The organism is Bradyrhizobium uaiense (genome assembly GCF_010811875.1).
In the GTDB taxonomy this organism is placed as follows: domain Bacteria; phylum Pseudomonadota; class Alphaproteobacteria; order Rhizobiales; family Xanthobacteraceae; genus Bradyrhizobium; species Bradyrhizobium uaiense.
This window is the reverse complement of record NZ_VKHP01000201.1, coordinates 1-17,840: the sequence shown is the minus strand read 5'-3', so window position 1 is coordinate 17,840 and position 17,840 is coordinate 1. Positions and strand designations below refer to the sequence as shown.

Here is a 17,840-nt window from a genome sequence, read left to right as displayed (position 1 = left end):
TGTTGATTGGGTGTGAAGCAACAGCCGACTGGTGGGGTCTGCGCGGTGTAGGTCGGCGGTGGCGTCAGGTGTAGATAGGAGAGCGGGTCATATGAAGTCGCTGAAGTTGGCTGGCGGACGGTTCGATGCGGCGTCCGACGCCGGCGCGAGCTCGGCGGCGGATTTGCCAAGAGAGAATTCGTCGGCAGCGAACGCTGACGGCGCTGTGCAAAAACTAATTGAAAATGCGGCCACGGCGACGACCGCCGACGAGGCCAACTTCAGCGACTTCATATGACGTCCCCAATACCGGGGACCGTCAACGTCTGTGCGTTGATCTGCGTCCCCGCTGTTATCGGGACGCAGACTGGCGCTTTGGCCGCTTAAGCGGAGTTAAGTGGAGCGGCCGGCGCCTGGCATTGTCGGAAAGGCGGTCAATCCAGGGTTTGCCGGTTCGTTCGAAGTTGAACGATCGGCGGTTACGATCGGTTAACCACGCGGCGCCGATCAGCGTTCGCGCAGGGCCTCGTCGCGCAGCAGGCGGGCGGGCTTCACGATGTAATCCAGCACGGACTTCTCGCCGGTCAGGACCTCGACCGTGGTCACCATTCCCGGAATGATCGGCAAGGGATGCTGCTCGGTGCCGAGATGGTTCTTATCGGTGCGCACCATGACCCGGTAGAAGGTCTCCGGGCGCTCGGTCCTTTCCGCCTTGTCGTCGACGATGGTGTCGGCGCTGATGCGCTCGACCTTGCCTTTCAAGGATCCGTAGACCGAGGAATCATAGGCGCTGATCTTCACCACCGCGTCCTGGTCGGGACGGATGAAGGCGATGTCCTGCGGACGGATCCGCCCCTCCACCAGCAGCGTGTCGTCGAGCGGCACGATGTCCATGAGGTTGGCGCCGGGCGCCACGACGGCCCCGATGGTGCTGACGTTCAGTTTGTTGACGATACCGTGGACAGGCGCCTTCAGGTCGGTGCGGCGGACCCGGTCCTGGGCTGACTTGATGTTCTCGTCGAGCACTGCGAGGTCGCCGCGCGATTTGGCGAGATCCTCGTCGGCCTGCGAACGGAACGACGCGGTGATGTTTGCGATCTTCGATTGCGCCTCGGCCAGCTGTCCCTTCATTTCGGTGGCCTGCCGGTCAAGCCGCAGCATCTCGATCTCGGGCACAACCTTCTGCTCATAGAGCTTGCGCGTCAGGGTCTGCTCGCGTTCGAGAAGCTTGAGCGAGCCGGTGAGGCGGGTGACCTGCTGATTGAGGACGTCGATGTCCTGCGCGACCTTCTGACCCCGCATCTTGAACACGCTGGCCTCGGTCGCGACGGCGGCGGGAACCATCTTGTCGAGATCGTCCGGAAAGGTGATCTCGCTTCGTCCGCGAGCCTCGGCGTCGAGGCGGGCCACGCGCGCCGCCATCGCCGCGCGGCGTTCGCGGATCTCGCCGAACTCGGACGCGAACTTGGTATCGTCGATCCGCATCAGGGACTGGCCCTGCTGAACGATGTCGCCTTCACGGATCAGGATGTCGCCGACGATGCCGCCTTCGAGCGATTGCACCACCTGCATCTGCCGCGACGGCACGACGCGGCCGCTGCCGCGCTTGACCTCGTCGAGCACCGCGAAATGCGCCCAGACCACGAACGTCGCCAGCAGCGCGCAGGACGTCCACAGCAGCATGCGAGAGGTGCGGGGCGTGCGCAGCAACGCTGCGGACCGGATGTCGTTTGCAAAGGCAAAATCGGAAGACGCCATAATATTTGCTCGTTATGCGGATTTCGGCTGGATCGTATTCTCAGGCGACGGCGGCGTGGACGCGGGCCTGCCCTGAAGCAGGGCGAGCACCTTGTCGCGCGGGCCGTCGGCAACCAGGCGGCCATTGTCGAACAGCAGCAGGCGATCGACCATGTTCAGCAACGACAGGCGATGGGTCGAGATGATGATGGTCATGCGCTCGTCACCGAGGCCCTTGAGGCGTTCAAGGAATTCCTGCTCGCTGCGAATATCGAAGTGCGCGGTCGGCTCGTCGAGAAACAGCACGCGCGGCTTGCGGATCAGGACGCGCGCGAGCCCGATGGCCTGCTTCTGGCCGCCCGACAGGCTGCGGCCGCCTTCCGAGATCGGCATGTCATAGCCCATCGGATGGCCGGCGATGAAGCTCTCGACGCCGGAAAGCCGCGCGGCAAGCAGGATTTCCTCGTCGGTCGCTTCGGGTTTGCCGAGAGCGATGTTGTCCCGCAGCTTGCCGAAGAACAGGTCGGTATCCTGCATCGCAAAGCCGATGCCGGTGCGCAGGTCCGAGGGATCATATTGGCGCGAGTCCACGCCATCGACCAAGATGCGGCCTTCCTTCGGCTCATAGAATCCGAGCAGCAGCCTGCCGACCGTGGTCTTACCGGATCCCACCCTGCCGATAATGCCGACTTTCTCTCCGCCCTCGATCTTGAAGCTGACCTTCTCGAGCGCGTTGCCCGGCGCGTTGGGGTAGGCGAACGAGACGTTCTCGAAGGCGACCTTGCCGTCGTCGATCCGTCTTGTGACGTAGGATCGGGTCGGCGAGCGCTCCCGTTCGATCGACATGATGCGGTCGATTGCCTTGAGCGACGACAGCGTCTGCGTTCCCTTGGTGATGACGGAGGCGATCCCGGCGATCGGCGCCAGAATGCGGCCGGCAAGCATGTTCGCCGCGACCAGCGCGCCGACGCTCAGCTTGCCGTCGAGGATCAGGAAAATGCCGACGATGACCAGCAGCAGGCTGGTGATCTGCTGGGCGGTGCTGGCGCTGGTCAGCGACATCGACGACCAGAAGTGAACGTCCTCGCCGGACCGGGCGGTGGCCGCGACCGAACGCTCCCACAAGGTCTGCATGCGGGCCTCGGCGCCGGTCGCGCGGACGGTTTCCAGGCCGGACAGGGACTCGACCAGCACGCCGTGCCGGGCCGCGGATTCCGCCTGCAGGCGCTTCATTGCGCGATCGAGCGGGCGCTGCAGCAGGAAGCCAATCAGCATGACGAGCGGGAGCATGATCAGCGGGATCCAGGCCAGGGGCCCGGCGATGACGAACAGCACCCCGACGAACAGGATGGCAAACAGCAGGTCGGTCGCCGAGACCACGCTGCCGGAGGTGAAGAACTCGCGCACCGAGTCGAAGTCCCGGAGCTGATTGGCGATGATGCCGACGGAAGTCGGCCGCTGCGCCATCTTCACGGCCATCACATGCTCGAAGATGTTGGCGGCGAGCACGACATCGATGGTCTTGCCGGTCACGTCGATCATGCGGCTGCGGACCATGCGGAAGATGAAATCGAAGACGATGCCGAGCCCCATGCCGATCGAGAGCGCGATCAAGGAGGGGATGGCTCCGTTGGGGATGACGCGGTCATAGACGCTCATCGTGAACAGCGGGGTCGCCAGCGCCAGGATGTTGGTCAGGAAGGCGGCGATCGCGATGTGCCCGTAACTGCGCCAATGCGCCTTCACCACCGACCAGAACCAGTGGTTCTTGGGGATGTCTCCGGCGGCGACGGTGCGCGCATCGGCCTGCGCAGCGCTTCGCACCAGAAACGCGTAGCCGGTATAGTCGCCAGCGACGGCGGTAATGTCTGCGACGCGCGGGGCCTTCGGCGTCGCCGGATCAACGATCTTGATCGCCTTGTTCGCTGCATCCACGCCAAGGAGGATGAGCGCAGAGCCGTCCTTCATGATCAGGACGGCCGGCAAGACGAGTGCGGGAATGTCCGAAATGCTGCGCTTGACGGCTTCAGTCTCCAGACCCGCGCGTCTGGCCGCGCGGTCGTAGAGCGAAACAGACAAGCGTCCGTCCGTGATCGGAAGTCCGCCGAGCAGAGCCTCACGGCTGACCGCGCGGCCGTGATGGGCGGCGAGATAGCTCAACGACGCGGTGAGGGGATCGTCGCCCAGGGCGCTCGGCCGACTGGTCGCGGCAGGCTTTGAAGTTGAATCATCTGAGGGGGAGCGGCCGGCGTCAGCCGCCGCGCTGGGGGTTCGAAACAACAAACGAAACCTCGATAACCAAATGGAAATGCAGAAATCGCATTCGAAGATCTGCGTGCAGAGTACAACAAACAGCGAACGGAATCAGCGAAACTTGCTTTAAGTATTAATACGGGAATCGAAAGGGCCCCGTTTGGGGCCCTTTCGGAAGTCCTGATCTCGGCCTGGCGGCTGCTTATTGAGCGGAACTCGGGAAGGCCGACAGCAGCCAGTGCGGCTTGGTCGACGCATAGGAGCTGGCGTTCGCCGTGACCGACGGGTCCGCGTAAATGACATTCGGACCATCAGCGGCATTCTTCTGCTCCTGCATCCATTCCGCAGATCCGGGCACGGCAGCAGTCGTCGTTGAACCGGTGAAGCGATCCGCAAAGCCGGTATCCTTCGGCTGAGCCGCCGCATAACCCTCCTTGTAGCCCTTGGCGGAACGAGCGGCGGCAGTGGGGGCGGGAACGGCGACGTGCAGCGGCTCGGACCCGGTCTGCGGCAGGTTCACGCGCAAGGTGGGGAACGAGTAGCGGGGCAGGCCAATCGACAACATGTCGGTCGGCGCGGCATCGACCGGCGGCGGAGCCTTCAGATATTCGATCAAGGTCCCCATCGCGGCCAGCAGCTGATAGTCGGCGAAAACGATGACGCTGCGGGCGGAGGTGAGCGAGACCGACGCATTGAAGAACTGATTCTGGGCGTTCAGCAGGTCGATCAGCGAGCGCTGGCCGAGCTCATATTCCTTCTGGAAGGCCGTAATGGTCTTCCTGGCTGCTTCCAGCTCACGGGTCAGAGCCGTGATGCGCGTAGCCGTAATCGTACGGGCATTCCACGCCTTGTCGATCGATTCATAGGCGTCGCGCTGCAAGCGCGCGTGCCGCATGGTGGCTTCGGTATAGCGTTCGGCCTTCTCCGACCTGTTCCAGGCATCCTGGCCGCCGCGGAAGATGTCCCACGACATCACCACCTTGCCGCTGTAGTCCTCATGGGTAATGGAGGGTGTTCCGGGGACCGCCACGTAGGGGTAGGAGTTGTCGTAATGGGTTGCCCGTCCCTCAAGATAGAATTTCGGGCCGAACGTGCCGTCGGTGGCCTTGAACGCGTGCTTGGCGGCGTCGGCATCCGACTGTGCCGCCGCAATCGTCGAATTGAACCGCAGCGTCGTCGCCAGCGCTTCATCGCGGCTGTGCGGCAATCCTGCGAGAGGGCTCGGGAAGCGAACATTGATCGGCTCGAGGCCGACGACCTTGCGGTACTTCGCTCGCGCGTCATCGAGGCTGCGCTGGAATTCGGCGAGTGCCGCACGGGCGGCCTCGACGCGCTCCCGCGCTTGCTCGAGGTCGCCTTCGCCGGCCCGGCCGCCCGAGAAGCGCGAGTTCACGTTGGCAAAGATCTTCTCGTGATTGGCGACGTTTTGCTGAGCGAGGCTCACCAGCCGGATGTAGCGCACGACGTCCATGTAGCCTTCGGCGGCGTCGAGGGCCAGCAGCTCGGTTCGTTCCTTGACGCGGGAGGCTGCGGCGTTGACGCGCGCGGTCTGGCGCCAGACGTCATAGATCGACGAGAAGCCGTCCCACAACAGCTGGCGCACGACCACCGATTCCTGGCTGCCGTTGCGCCATGGCCCCGAACCCACGGTCGGCGCCGCCTGGATGTTCGGGCTGATGAAGCCCGGCGATTGATCGAACTTTTCCGGCCCGTAGCTGGCGTCGACGCGCACCTGCGGCAGCAGCGTGCTCTGAGTCTGTCTCAGCTCGCTTTCCGTCGCCCGCCGATTTGCGGAGGCTTCACCCACGCCCGGGTTGGTCTGCATTGCCTGGCGCAACGCATCGTTAATGGAAAAAACCTCGGCACATGCCGGCGTCGCCGCCAGGCAGAGGCACGCGATGGCCGTGTATGCCGATCTCATAATTCCGCCCCTACTCAATTCCGCCCCTGCTCACAAAAAAATTACGTAAAAATCTGACGAAGGCTAACAAAGGACGGTTCCCCGACCTATGACATTTCCGCCACACCGCCACTCTAAGTGGAGTGGAGTCATAGCGCTGGTTACCGGGCGCATTGAGATTTTTATTAAAATCCAATGGTTTGAGAGCGGGGCGCGTGGGCATTCCGGCTGGTGCCGACCAGCAACACCGCCAACCACAACAGAAAAGGTCAGTTAAGATCACCTTAGCGGCTGGCCTCCCGTCGCCTACTGCGCGCGACAGGTCGCCAGGCAGGTTGCAACGAGGGGCGTGACCTTTGAGTCGGGCGAGAGGCCTGCCAAGCGGCTCGTCAGTTTGTAGAGCGACCTGCTGCCAAAATAGAACCGGAAGATCTCGACCGTGGACTCGCCCACGCGCGTCGCAAAGATCGACGCAGCAGTCCGGTGGGCGGCTGCAAAGACATAGGTCGTGAGCTTGGCTCCCTTGCCGTCCGCCGGGACAGTCGTTCCCCAGGTGACCGTGAACGTTTCGCCGTCGATCAAGACGGCAGGCCGGACCGCATCCAGATCGTTATCGATCCACTGAACGTCACCGCCTTTGCCTGAGGCGCCGGGCTCGACCCGTCTGCCCCGCGGCGCGTCACGGTGAACCTGGAAGATTCAGCTAGCGCTGCGCCTGTCGTTGCCAACAACAGATTGATGTCTCCGACCGGCCTGCGTAATTCGGTGATGTACGGACGCGGCCGACCGGGCTGCGCTTCCGCTTGCAGGCGATCTCGGCGGGCGACGTCGCCGGCGCGTCGGCGATTTCACTCCGGCGCAATCGGATGTGGAGGGCGCTCGATCGATGCCCTGAGGCTCTCGAGCTCGACGAAGACGTCCGCGTGCCTGCGAAGCTCGTCGGCGATCATGGGCGGTTTCGTCCGAATGCTGGAAATGACGGTGACCCGGACGCCCATCCGCCTGACGGCTTCGACAACAGCCCGCAGATCACCATCGCCAGAGAACAGGAATGCGTGGTCGATACGGTGCGCGATTTCCAATGCGTCGACCGCGAGCTCGATACCGATACTGCGCTTCATTCGTCGCCGTCCATCGCCGTCGTCGTGCGGCTTGGCCGACTTTCTCCTGACCGCATATCCATTGTAGTCGAGCCAATCCACCAGCGGTCGAAGGCTGCTGAACTCGTCGTCGTCTCTCACGACCGTGTAAAAATAGGCGCGGACGATCTGCCCATGCTTGCCGAATTCCACGAGCAGTCGCCGGAAGTCGACTTCGAAGCCGAGGTTCTTGACCGTGGTGTGCAGATTCGCGCCGTCGATGAAAAGTGCAATGCGATCGGTCATCTGAAGCCCCATGACGCCGGATCAGTCGCAGTACGTTTTGGTTCTGGAAATTCCTCGAGCGCATGGCGGGCGCTCTCATTGAAAGGACTGATCCTAGAGCAAGGAGTTGGCGGGGATGAAGTGGAAATTTTTGCCGGCGCCGGCAGGTTTCTCACCCAGCGCATGCTGTTCCAGCGGCGGTCGCCGTGATGCCGGCCGGCCTCCAACTGCAACCGCAACGTTCATTTGTTGCGGGGATGGCTGGGTCAGCGAAGCTACCGACTTGCCGCGCCGGGCCTTGTTGCCGCGCCAGGTTACTATTGCGCGGGCAGCTGAAATGCATTTAGCATCAATCAGCTCTGCCATTTCGCACGGCGCGATTTTTTTGAGAACGCAGCTTTTTTGCAGGCCTCGGTTTTTCGTCAATACAAATTTTTTTCCACGGGAGGAGAGGACGGTTCAGCGTCCCTGACTGCAAAGAAAACTTGCTTCTGCCGGCAGACGTGACCCAAGGAGGTACGCCTATCGCGCTATCTGGCCGTCCTATCCGGGATCGGGACGGAGAGAACTTGGCCAAGGCGCGAGACGCCTGGCCACTCTCTCGCTGCGCATCCTGCTGGCCTGTTGTGGAGCTGCGCGCCAGGCCATCATCGAGGAAGAGACGGATCCGGCGGCCGTCAACCTGAATGGCGCACTCGCGGAATGCCGCAGCACTTTCCGGATCAGATCGCGCAGGCGGTGGAGCGGGCGTCGTGCGTGATTAGCGCGACCGAGCTGGTCCGGCCGCTGTTGCGGTTTCCTGAGCTGCTCGATCGGGAGAATGCCATGCGCAAGGGACTGGCAGAGCAGGTTCAGGCAAGATCAATGTCCCTGCTCGAGCGAAACGTTCAGATCCAGAAGCTTCATTCGCAGCTCCTTGACGAAGAGCGCAGCAGGCCGGCGGCGCCGGCGGACACGAGCAAGCCGTCGCCGGCGGTCACGCAATGGCGACAATCCAGCCCGGAAAGTTGCGGCCGGCTCAGAGGGGATTCCGGGGCCTGTTATTGAGACGGGCGATCCTGTGCATGGCAATTGATGGCTGATGAAGAAGCCGCGGAGCCGCCAAGGCAGGATGCCTCTCGACACCTTTGGCGACCACCTCGGTGCCGATACCGTATTCGCACGGAGTGGCAAAACGCGAGCTGCAATATGCTGAAAAATCCGCGGCAATCGTAAGAATTTTGGTTGTGATCTTCATAGATATCGCGTTGAGGGAAACGTAAGCCACGGCGCTGGTAGGGTTAACGAAGGATTACCAGATGACAGCTAAGTCGCGAGATCATATAAGCGGAACCTAGTTGGCGGATTTTGCCCGGCCAACCGTTGCGTAAATTCATCGTAAGTAAAATTAATCGTAAAAGGGATATTTTCCTATGTTGAAGCTCTACATCCAGACCACCGAAGCCTTCAAGCGTCTCCGCTCGGACACGGACGGCGTTGTGTCGTTCGAGTACGTGATCGTCGCCGCTTGCATCGTCGCCGCCGTCTCTGCTGCGTTCGGTACGGGTACCGCCAGCGGCATCGGCTCGGTCCTGAGCACCTCGATCACCACGATCGCCGGCAAGGTCGCCACCGCAGTCTCCGCATAACTCCGGACGTTGAGTGCTGTTGGCAGATTCTTGCTGTCAACGGCAGTCAACCGGATTGCGATATGTGCGAGCCTTAAAGGAGGCTTTCTCCTATGTTGCGGTCTTACATCAGGATCACCGAAGGGTTGAAGCGTCTGCGCACGGACAAGGACGGCGTTGTGTCGTTTGAGTACGTGATCGTCGCCGCCTGTATCGTCGCCGCCGTTTCCGCGGCGTTCGGTACGGGTACCGCCAGTGGCATCGGCAGTGTTCTGACCACCTCGCTCACTTCGATCGGCACCGCGGTTGCCAACGCGGTTAGCGCCTGAGTCCAGAGGACGGCGCTCCGGAGGGGGGGCATTATTTTGTGCCCCCCGCCTTTTTCTGAGGCGTTTATTTCATGAATTGGATTGCGTCCACGACTTCGTGTCTGGAAATCGCATTGTTGTTGTACGTCGCAACGATCGATATCGCGACACGGTTGATCCGAAACGAGATTTGTCTGGCGCTGGCGTTCCTTGGGATCGTCGGCCAATTGGCCAGTCCGATGCAGATCGGCCAGTCGCTGATCGTTGCCGCAATCCTCTTCCTGGCACTCTTCGTGATCTATCTGCGGGGAGCGATCGGCGGTGGCGACGTCAAGTTGCTGGTCGCGCTGTCGATCGGTTTGCCGTTGACCGGCGTGATTCAGATGTTGACGGCAACTGCGTTGGCCGGCGGCGTTCTGGCCGCGGTGCATCTGGCGATGCGCCGCCTGCCGCAACCGAGGCTGGCACCCGCGGGATCGTCGTTGGTGCGAAGGGTCTACGCGGTCGAGCGCTGGCGTCATTTGCGACACGCGCCGCTACCATACGGTGTCGCCATCGCTTGCGGCGGTATCTGGGCTATTTTGAGCAAAGGATTTTGACATGTCGTCCGCTTTGCGCGTTTCGATCATCATGGTGCTGTTGCTTGCGGCTACGGCGCTCGGGATCATTGCCTATAACGTGAACCAGCCGAAAGACCAGGTCGTTGCACAGGCAGTTGTGGAGAAGCCTGCACCCGCAGCTGCGACAATCGCCTACTTCGTCGCGGCGCGTCCGCTGTCCAAGGGGACGTTGGCCCGGGACGAGGACTTCGCCGTGCGCCAGGCGCCGCAAAATCGTGTCCCCGCAGGTGCGATCCTCGAAACGCCTGACGCCAAGGCCGGACTTCCCGGCTCTTTGGTTCGCAAGTTCGTCGACGCCGGCAGTGCCATTACTTTGGACGATATCCTGCGTCCGAAGGATCGCGGCTTCCTCGCCAGCGTTCTCGCGCCGGACAGCCGCGCCATCAGCATCAAGGTCGACGAGGAGACTGGCGTCTCCGGTTTGATCAGGCCGGGCGACAATGTCGACGTAGTGTTGACCCAGGTGTTCGAGAAGGCGGATCCCGTCAAGCGGGCCGTCAGCGAAACAGTGCTGTCCAACGTGCGTGTGATCGCGATCGACCAGGAGATTGCGCAAGGCGGTCGCCCCATCACCAATGCGGTCCCGGGCAAGACGGCGCAAACCGTATCGCTGGAGCTCAAGCCGGATCAGGTCAAGAAGGTCGCCGTGGCAAAGCAGCTTGGCACGCTCTCGCTCGTCGTCAGGGCTGCCGCCGAGCAGTGGGACAAGGCCGACAGCGGTGCGACATCGAGCTGCGACGTGTCGCCCGAGTTGGCGCGCCAGAGCGCGGTGGCCGGCCAGAGCACGACGGTGGCGATCTATTCCGGCACCGGGGTCAAGCAATACTCGGTCAGGAAACAGGATGTGGACGACGACGTTCGTGCGGGCTGCGACGTGCTTCCGGGGATCGAAGCCCAGACGACCGCAGCGGCTGGTGACGTTGGCAAGGGACCGGAGAAACGTTGATGAGTGTGAACATGGCAGTGGTTGAATCACCGGAAGAGACGGCCTCCCTTGTCGCGCGCAACCGCATCGTCTGCTTCGTCAACGACGAGCTCAGCGCTGCGGCCCTCCGCAAGGGTCTCGACGGCAGCAACCTGGTGATCCGGCGCGGCACGATCCGTCATGCGACACGCATGCTCGAGACCGACACCGATCTGTACGCGCTGGTGACCGACATCAGCGGGATGGATGATCCCTTCACTGAACTGGAGCGCCTCGCCAGCGTCTGTCCGCCTGACGTGAAGGTGGCCCTGATCGGCGACAACCGGGAGATCACCTTCTACCGCGAGCTCATGGAGATCGGCCTTACCGAGTATCTGCCAACGCCGATCACCAGGGATATCGTGCTCGACCAGCTGCGCCCGAAGTTGCTTGGCGACACCACGCCCGCCCAAAGCGATCGTGATCGCGGCGGGCATGTTGTCTCGATATGCGGTGCGCAGGGCGGGGCCGGCGCGACCAGCGTCGCGATCAACCTTGCGCTGCAACTGGCCGAGACCACCAAGGCCAAGGTCGCACTGCTCGACCTGCATCTGCAGGGCGGCGAGACCGCGGTGATGCTGGGTGTGCGCCCCGGTCCGGGCCTGCGCATTGCGCTCGAAAATCCGATGCGGGCCGACACGCTGTTCCTGGAGCGCGCGGCAATCGACGTGAACGAGCGGGTTTGCCTGATCTCCGGCGACGAAGACCTCGATGCCAAGCTCGACATCACCGAAGCCGGCGTCAGGCATGTGATCGGCCTGCTCCGCCAGCGCTTCAACTACGTCGTTGTCGACGTGCCGGTGCCGTTCCCGGCATCCATCTATCCGGTCATTCAGATGTCCCGTCACGTGCTGGTCTTGCTGGAAGCCGAGGTGACCGGTTTGCGCAATGCTCACGCGCTGCGTAACGCCGTCACCAACATCGCCGGAAAGGATCGCGTCTTCACCTTGCTCAATCGTGCGGATCGCGCCGGCGGCCTGCCGAGGGCGACGATCGTCAAGGCGCTGGGTGCGGAGCCGGACATGATCATCCCGGATCTCGGCAAGGGAATGACCCAGGCCGTCAACCTCGGCGTTCCCGCGCTCAAGCATGTGTCCGGGCTGCGGCGTCACCTTGCTCCGATCGTGCGGGAGATCACCGGCGTCGGCGCCAATCAAAAGGCGCGTTGGAAGAGGTGGCTCGGGCTATGAAAAAGTTCGGTAGGCGCGCAGACGAAATGCCGATGTGGATGCCCGCAGCCGTGCCGGATGCGCCGGCCATGCGACCGGCGCCGCCACCCTTGCCGCCGGCCGAACCAAGCGTATCGCCACCGGCATCGAGCCTGTTTACACCGTCTCCAAAGCATGAAGAGCCTTCGCACCATCCGGTGATGCCGGCGTCGCTGCGTGAGCGGGTCATAGAACAGATCGAACCGGCGGTGGCCACGACGGTCTCGCGCGATGTCCTGCGGCGGCAGATCGAGGAAATCATCCACGGCATCGCCAACCAGGAGCGGCTGGAGTTGTCGGGCCGCGAGCAGCTCTTCCTCGCGGAGGAGATCGCCGACGACATGACCGGCTACGGGCCGCTTCGTCCGCTTCTGCTCGACGAGACGATCAACGACATCATGATCAACGGGCCGAGCAGCGTCTATGTCGAGCGGGCCGGCAAGCTGGAGCGGGTCGCGGTGCGGTTTCGCGACAACGACCATATCGCGGCCGTTGCCCAGAAGATCGCCTCGCAGGTCGGCCGCCGCGTCGACGAATCCAGTCCGATGGTGGACTGCCGGCTGCCTGACGGCAGCCGCGTCAACATCATCCTGCCGCCGCTGGCAGTTCATAGTCCCTGCATCTCGATCAGAAAGTTCCCGAGCCGGCGTTACAACATCGCCGCGATGATCGAGAATGGGACGATGAACGCGGCGATCGGGCAGCTGCTGGAGATCGCCTCGCGCTGCCGGCTCAACGTTCTGGTCTCCGGTGGCACCGGCTCGGGCAAGACGACCCTGCTGAACGCCCTCAGTCAATTCATCGACCACAGCGAGCGCATCGTCACGATCGAGGACGCGGCGGAGCTGCAGCTTCAGCAGCCGCACGTGATCAGCCTCGAGACGCGTCCGCCCAGCCTTGAAGGCACAGGGCAGGTGACGCAGCGCGATCTGCTGTGGAACGCATTGCGTATGCGGCCCGACCGCATCGTCGTGGGCGAAGTGCGCGGCGCCGAGGCATTCGACATGCTGCAGGCGATGAACACCGGCCATGATGGATCTATTTCCACGGTGCACGCCAACAGCACGCGCGACGCCCTGACCCGTGTGGAGAACATGGTGCAGATGGGGCAGGTCAATCTGCCGTCGCGCGCAATCCGATCGCAGATCGTCGCTGCCCTGGACATCATCGTGCAGGTCGAGCGCATGCGGGACGGACAGCGCCGCATCGTGCAGATCAGCGAGGTGATCGGCCTCGAGGGTGAAGTGATCACTACCAATGACATTGCACTCTTCGAGTACACGGACGAAGACATTCACGGACGGATATCGGGCACCTATCGTTCGACGAACGCTGTGCCGAAATTCAAGAGCCGCCTCGTCTACTTCGGGCTCGATCGGGCCTGGGCGGAAGCGATGAGGCATATCTGATGTCGACGCCCCTGATCATCGTCCTAGTGCTTCTGCTGTGTGCGACGGTCAATACGCTGTGGCTCGACTCGCGGCAAAGGCGAATGGACCGTCAGCTCGAAATCGCTCTGCCGACGGCCGAAGCAGAAGCCCTGGTGTCCATCCGTCGCGCGGCCCAGACGTCGCGTTGGCGTACGTTCCATCGTTTCATCAATTACAATCCTGCCATGCCGTATCCCGTGCGGCCGGTCTATGTGGTGCTTGCGGGATGCTTTGCGGCGGCCGGCGTGCTCTACCTCAATGAAGTGCTGAAATTTCCTGGCCTCTATGCCGGCATTGCCGGTGCGGTCGTCGCCCTCCTGGTCGTGCGTGGCCTGTTCGGATGGCAGCAACAGAGATTCGCAAATCAACTCTTCCGGCAGCTTCCCGATGCGGTCCAGCTGGTGACGAGTACGGTCCGGTCGGGATTGCCTGTTCACGAGGCATTTCGCACCATCGCCCGCGAGATGCCACAACCGACATCCGGGCAGTTTGCCATCGTCTGCAGCGAACTGAATCTGGGCCGGTCGCCCGAGGAAGCCGTGGAAGCGGTCTATCAGCGAACGCGGGTGCCGGAATATGCGATGTTTGCGGTGACCCTTGCGGTGCAATTGAAGACCGGCGGCAGCCTCGCGGAAACGCTGCAGACGCTGGGTGAGACCGTGAGCCAGCGGGTTGCGCTGGCAGCCCGAGCGAAGGCACTGGCGGGCGAAGTTATCTTTTCATCGCGTGCGCTCACCATGGCGCCGGTCGTAATTGGCGGGCTGCTGTACCTGATCAATCCGCGGTCGGTCGACCTGTTGTTGTTCGACCCGCAAGGAAGAGTGCTTCTCGCCTATGCGGCGTGCTCGGTTCTGATCGGGCATTTCGTGATCCGCTGGATGGTCAGAAGGGAAACCACGCTATGACGGGTGTTCTCGGGCTTGCCACCCTTGCCGTCGCAGTCGCGGCTGCGACCTTCATGCTGATCATCCGCGAGATACACTTGCGCGCCCTGGACACGCGCGTCTCGAACGCCGTGCTGGGCATTCCCGACCGGTCCGACTCGAAGGACCTGGTCGGCTGGCTTTCATCGGTCGGTACGCGCTACACGCGCTTCTACGCCCAGGAGAATCTCCACGAGCTGCGGATGATTCTGCAGTCGGCAGGCTTCAATCATTATCGGATGCTGCCGATCTGGCTCGGCTTCAAGATGGTCAGCACATTTGTGTTTCCGATCGCGGCTTTCACCCTCTCGCAAATTCTCGGAAGGCCCTTCAGCGACGTGATGATCTTCACCCTGCTTGGCGTGGCGATCGGAATCATGGGTCCCCGACTGATCCTGTGGTTCCTGAAACGGCGCTTCGACGCGGCGATTCGGCTGGGTACGCCCGATACCATCGATCTGCTTGTTGTATGCAGTGAAGCGGGCATGGGCCTGGAGAGCGCCCTTGAACGCGTGGCGGAAGAGATGCGGGAGACCAACCCGGCCGTCACCCATGTATTGCGTGGTCTTCTTGACGATCTGCGGATCCTGCCGAACCGCGCCGACGCGTTCGAGAAGCTCGCCGCCACGTCGGAAGGCCTTCGTCGCTTCGGCACCATGGTCAGCCAGAGCCTGCAATATGGCACGCCGCTCAGTCAGGCCTTGCGCAGCATTGCGGTCGACCTGCGCCGGGAACGCATCACCAAGCTCGAGGAGCGCGCCCACAAATTGGGCGCCAAGCTCACCGTTCCGATGGTGTTGTTCTTGCTCCCCGCGATGTTCGTGATTCTGGGCGGAAGCCCGTTCCTTCACCTCATTCGTACGTTCTCCGACCTAGGTAAGTAAGCCATGAGTGCAACTGCAATGAGCCTCTCGACGAACCTGGCTTACGATCGGCTCACCCGATTGCTGGGCAGCGCGTGGTTCCTGCTGTTGGCACTTGCCGTGTCGTTCAAGCTCGCGACGCCGGCGGGAGAGCCGTGGCCGTCGCTGGTGTCGAACTTCTTTGTCGCGGTGTTTTACCTGATGCTGGCGCTGCTGATCCTGATCCGGGGGCCGGCAAAGGCGCAGGCCGAAGGGCTGCTGCCGCGGATCGCAGCGTTCGTCGGCACATACTGGCCGTGGACGATCACGTTTTTCGAGCGGACCGAAGGCGCGTTGCCGAATTTGCTGTCCACGGTTTTCGTGCTGACCGGCATGATCATGATCCTCGTCACTGTCCGCCATCTCGGACGGTCGTTCAGCCTGGTGCCGCAGGCGCGTTCGGTGGTGCAAACCGGACCGTACCGGTGGATCAAGCATCCGCTGTATCTGTCGGAAGAGATCGTGTTCGTCGGCGTTGTGTTGCAGCATCTGAGCTGGATGACCGTCGCCTTGCTCTTCCTGCATATCGCCATCCAGGTCTGGCGAATTCATTACGAAGAAGACGTGCTTCGGCGCACACTTCCTGAATATTCCAGCTACGAGGCCTCGCGCTGGAGATTGATCCCCTATGTCTGGTGAGCGGCCATGCCTCGTGTGAACGGCAAGCGTTCTCTGATCACGGATCAACGCGGCGCCGTCGCGTTCGAGATGCCGTTGATCACCTTTTTCCTGATCACCGTTCTTCTCGTGCCGCTCGCTGATCTCGGGATCGCTTTCTACCAGTATGCATCCGCCTGGGATGCGCTGCGAGCGTTCGGGCAGTCCATCCAGTACTCACCGCCGCCGGATGTGACGAATACGTCGAGCTGGGCGACGGCCGCACTCGCCAAGGCCGATGGCCGATATCCGATTCCGAGCATTCAGGTGATGTGTGGCACTGCCGTGTGCGCGTCCGGCAATACTGTGTCGCCAATGTACTATTCCTACAGCACGACCATCACATTGACGCCGATGGTGCTGAGGTCGGCGTTGTGTACGAGTGGCAATACCAATTCCTGCGCATTCACACTGAATTATACCGAACGATTTCAATAGGAGTGTTTCATGCGTGACGTGCTCCGTTGCCGCCGAGGATCGGCCGCATTCGCCACCGTGATCGCGATGATACCGTTGATTGGCGTGCTCGCGCTCGGAGGCGAGGCGGGGTCCTGGTACGTCACCCAGCAGCGCGCGCAGAATGCTGCCGATGCGGCTGCGTATTCGGGCGGCCTGCAAATGGCTTGCCTGGCTTCCGGAACTTCCTGCACGGCGCCAACCACTACGGTTGACTATAGCGGCAAGCAATTCGCCGCGCAGAACACGTTCTGCAATTCGGGCGATACGTCCTATCCAGGCTCGAAATGCTCGACGAGCCTTCCGAGCGGTGTCTCGCAGAACGTGCAGATTGCCACGCTCGCGGCTTGGAATGGTACCAGTTGCACTGGTGGTACCAACTGCTTCGTGCAGGCCAAAGTCAGCCAGACACAGCCAGGGTATATCGCAAAGTTGCTTGGGCTTTCCAACGTAACCATCGGTGCGATAGCCGTCGCCAAAGTTAATAATTTGGCGCCAAATCCACCGTGCGTCCTTGCCCTGTCAGGCTCTCTGAGTTTCCAGGGGAGCCCCAACATCAATGCGCAGAATTGCGGCATGTTTTCGGATAGTACGGCCAACAACGCAATAGACTTCACTGGCGGCGGCACGACCCTGAACGGCCCATTGTCTGCTGCGGGCGGTTGCACGGGGACTACAACCTTGTGCAACAAGGCTTACCTTTATTCGCAGCCGGTTCAAAATCCCTACACCGCCCTCGATGGAGCCCTCACCACGTTGTGTGGAGCGAATCCGAGCCTGCCCACCAGATGCGGCCTCCCAGTCTGCACAGGATCGGGGCTCGTTGCCTACACGGCTGCCACGCCATGCACGAATGATAAGCTCCATATCACATCCAATGGGGCTATATCGCTGAACGGAGCGACCTCGACCTGCACCCCCACGACAGCCTTCTGCGTGTACTTCATCTCAGGGACTCTGAAAATCACAGGAACCCCCACGATCTCGGGTACGGCGACCTTCATTCTCCTGCCAGGCGCGACAATCGACAACACGGGGAATGCGGTGATCACCATTGCAGGACCGTCGACTGCCCCATCGTCGCTTCCTTCGGCACTTCAGTCTTCTGCCAGCTTGTTCCAGTACATGTCCATGTACGACGCTTCAGCGACGGCTGTGAAATTTGGCGGAAATACCAACATCAACCTCACAGGAACCATTTACGCGCCAACCGCGGCCGTGACATTTCAGGGTAATCCAACGATCAACATGGGCAACGGAACAAGCTGCGGCCAGTTGATCGCCAAGTCGGTCGCGTTCAATGGCAATGCTACTCTCGACAGCTCTGGCTGCCCGACCCAAGTGCAGGTGAAGGGTCCGCCGCAATACGTGCAGTTGGTGCAGTGATGAGGAGGCTCGATCAGCGCGGTGTGGCGGCGTTTGAGTTCTGTCTCATCTTCGTGCCGCCGCGTCTCCACGACGATCCCCGTAAATCTACGGCCCCGACGTCCCGATCACTCCAGTTCGTGCACCACGCCGTAGAGCTTACAGTC

The 17,840-nt window shown here is 62.0% G+C and carries 19 protein-coding genes; 13 read left to right on the top strand and 6 right to left on the bottom strand.

Translation table 11 applies throughout. The annotated features are described in order from the left end of the window. Positions 1-91: 91 nt before the first annotated feature. Complete coding sequence (locus tag FNJ47_RS34720) at positions 92-277, top strand: hypothetical protein (RefSeq protein ID WP_163160405.1); 186 nt, start codon at positions 92-94, stop codon at positions 275-277. Between the two features lie 209 nt (positions 278-486). Here FNJ47_RS34720 and FNJ47_RS34715 read toward each other — a convergent pair whose 3' ends face one another. The 6 genes from FNJ47_RS34715 to FNJ47_RS34690 all read right to left on the bottom strand — a co-directional run bounded on the left by FNJ47_RS34715 (position 487) and on the right by FNJ47_RS34690 (position 7,659). After that, positions 487-1,737 carry an HlyD family type I secretion periplasmic adaptor subunit gene (locus FNJ47_RS34715; protein ID WP_163160404.1) on the bottom strand — a complete coding sequence of 417 codons (1,251 nt, stop codon included), beginning with the start codon at positions 1,735-1,737 and terminating at the stop codon, positions 487-489. Between the two features lie 12 nt (positions 1,738-1,749). Next, positions 1,750-3,876, bottom strand: a complete 2,127-nt coding sequence (locus tag FNJ47_RS34710; RefSeq protein WP_430649440.1) for a type I secretion system permease/ATPase — start codon at positions 3,874-3,876, stop codon at positions 1,750-1,752. 295 nt (positions 3,877-4,171) lie between these two features. After that, positions 4,172-5,890 carry a TolC family outer membrane protein gene (locus FNJ47_RS34705; protein ID WP_163160403.1) on the bottom strand — a complete coding sequence of 573 codons (1,719 nt, stop codon included), beginning with the start codon at positions 5,888-5,890 and terminating at the stop codon, positions 4,172-4,174. A 285-nt stretch (positions 5,891-6,175) separates the two neighbouring features. Beyond that, positions 6,176-6,451 carry a hypothetical protein gene (locus FNJ47_RS34700; RefSeq protein WP_163160402.1) on the bottom strand — a complete coding sequence of 92 codons (276 nt, stop codon included), beginning with the start codon at positions 6,449-6,451 and terminating at the stop codon, positions 6,176-6,178. 266 nt (positions 6,452-6,717) lie between these two features. Next, entirely contained in the window at positions 6,718-7,254 is a 537-nt protein-coding gene (locus tag FNJ47_RS34695) for a LabA-like NYN domain-containing protein (RefSeq protein WP_163160401.1), read from the bottom strand. 93 nt (positions 7,255-7,347) lie between these two features. After that, positions 7,348-7,659 carry a hypothetical protein gene (locus FNJ47_RS34690; RefSeq protein WP_163160400.1) on the bottom strand — a complete coding sequence of 104 codons (312 nt, stop codon included), beginning with the start codon at positions 7,657-7,659 and terminating at the stop codon, positions 7,348-7,350. Between the two features lie 276 nt (positions 7,660-7,935). Here FNJ47_RS34690 and FNJ47_RS34685 point away from each other — a divergent pair, with 276 nt between their 5' ends. The 12 genes from FNJ47_RS34685 to FNJ47_RS34630 all read left to right on the top strand — a co-directional run bounded on the left by FNJ47_RS34685 (position 7,936) and on the right by FNJ47_RS34630 (position 17,694). Beyond that, positions 7,936-8,280 (top strand): hypothetical protein, encoded by a 345-nt coding sequence (locus FNJ47_RS34685; RefSeq protein WP_163160399.1) that lies wholly within the window; start codon positions 7,936-7,938, stop codon positions 8,278-8,280. Between the two features lie 365 nt (positions 8,281-8,645). Next, the gene (locus FNJ47_RS34680) at positions 8,646-8,861 is read left to right on the top strand and encodes a Flp family type IVb pilin (RefSeq protein ID WP_163160398.1); all 216 of its coding nucleotides are present in this window, start codon (positions 8,646-8,648) and stop codon (positions 8,859-8,861) included. Between the two features lie 92 nt (positions 8,862-8,953). Continuing rightward, complete coding sequence (locus FNJ47_RS34675; protein ID WP_163160397.1) at positions 8,954-9,169, top strand: Flp family type IVb pilin; 216 nt, start codon at positions 8,954-8,956, stop codon at positions 9,167-9,169. Between the two features lie 71 nt (positions 9,170-9,240). Further along, entirely contained in the window at positions 9,241-9,747 is a 507-nt protein-coding gene (locus tag FNJ47_RS34670; RefSeq protein WP_163160396.1) for an A24 family peptidase, read from the top strand. A 1-nt stretch (position 9,748) separates the two neighbouring features. After that, positions 9,749-10,714, top strand: coding sequence for a Flp pilus assembly protein CpaB (gene cpaB / locus FNJ47_RS34665; protein ID WP_163160395.1), 966 nt, complete (start codon positions 9,749-9,751; stop codon positions 10,712-10,714). An 11-nt stretch (positions 10,715-10,725) separates the two neighbouring features. Next, positions 10,726-11,922: a CpaE/TadZ family protein gene (locus tag FNJ47_RS34660; protein ID WP_236000264.1), complete on the top strand. Its 1,197-nt coding sequence runs from the start codon at positions 10,726-10,728 to the stop codon at positions 11,920-11,922. After that, entirely contained in the window at positions 11,919-13,349 is a 1,431-nt protein-coding gene (locus FNJ47_RS34655) for a TadA family conjugal transfer-associated ATPase (RefSeq protein WP_175068458.1), read from the top strand. Before FNJ47_RS34660 ends, FNJ47_RS34655 begins: the two co-directional genes overlap by 4 nt. Next, a complete protein-coding gene (locus FNJ47_RS34650; RefSeq protein WP_163160394.1) occupies positions 13,349-14,275 on the top strand; it encodes a type II secretion system F family protein in 927 nt (308 codons plus the stop codon). Before FNJ47_RS34655 ends, FNJ47_RS34650 begins: the two co-directional genes overlap by 1 nt. After that, positions 14,272-15,177 (top strand): type II secretion system F family protein, encoded by a 906-nt coding sequence (locus FNJ47_RS34645; protein ID WP_163160393.1) that lies wholly within the window; start codon positions 14,272-14,274, stop codon positions 15,175-15,177. Before FNJ47_RS34650 ends, FNJ47_RS34645 begins: the two co-directional genes overlap by 4 nt. Before the next feature lie 3 nt (positions 15,178-15,180). Then, entirely contained in the window at positions 15,181-15,834 is a 654-nt protein-coding gene (locus tag FNJ47_RS34640) for a methyltransferase family protein (RefSeq protein ID WP_163160392.1), read from the top strand. Positions 15,835-15,840: 6 nt separating this feature from the next. Continuing rightward, positions 15,841-16,290, top strand: a complete 450-nt coding sequence (locus tag FNJ47_RS34635) for a hypothetical protein (RefSeq protein WP_163160391.1) — start codon at positions 15,841-15,843, stop codon at positions 16,288-16,290. Positions 16,291-16,299: 9 nt separating this feature from the next. After that, positions 16,300-17,694, top strand: coding sequence for a pilus assembly protein TadG-related protein (locus tag FNJ47_RS34630; RefSeq protein WP_163160390.1), 1,395 nt, complete (start codon positions 16,300-16,302; stop codon positions 17,692-17,694). The last annotated feature ends 146 nt before the right edge of the window (positions 17,695-17,840 follow it).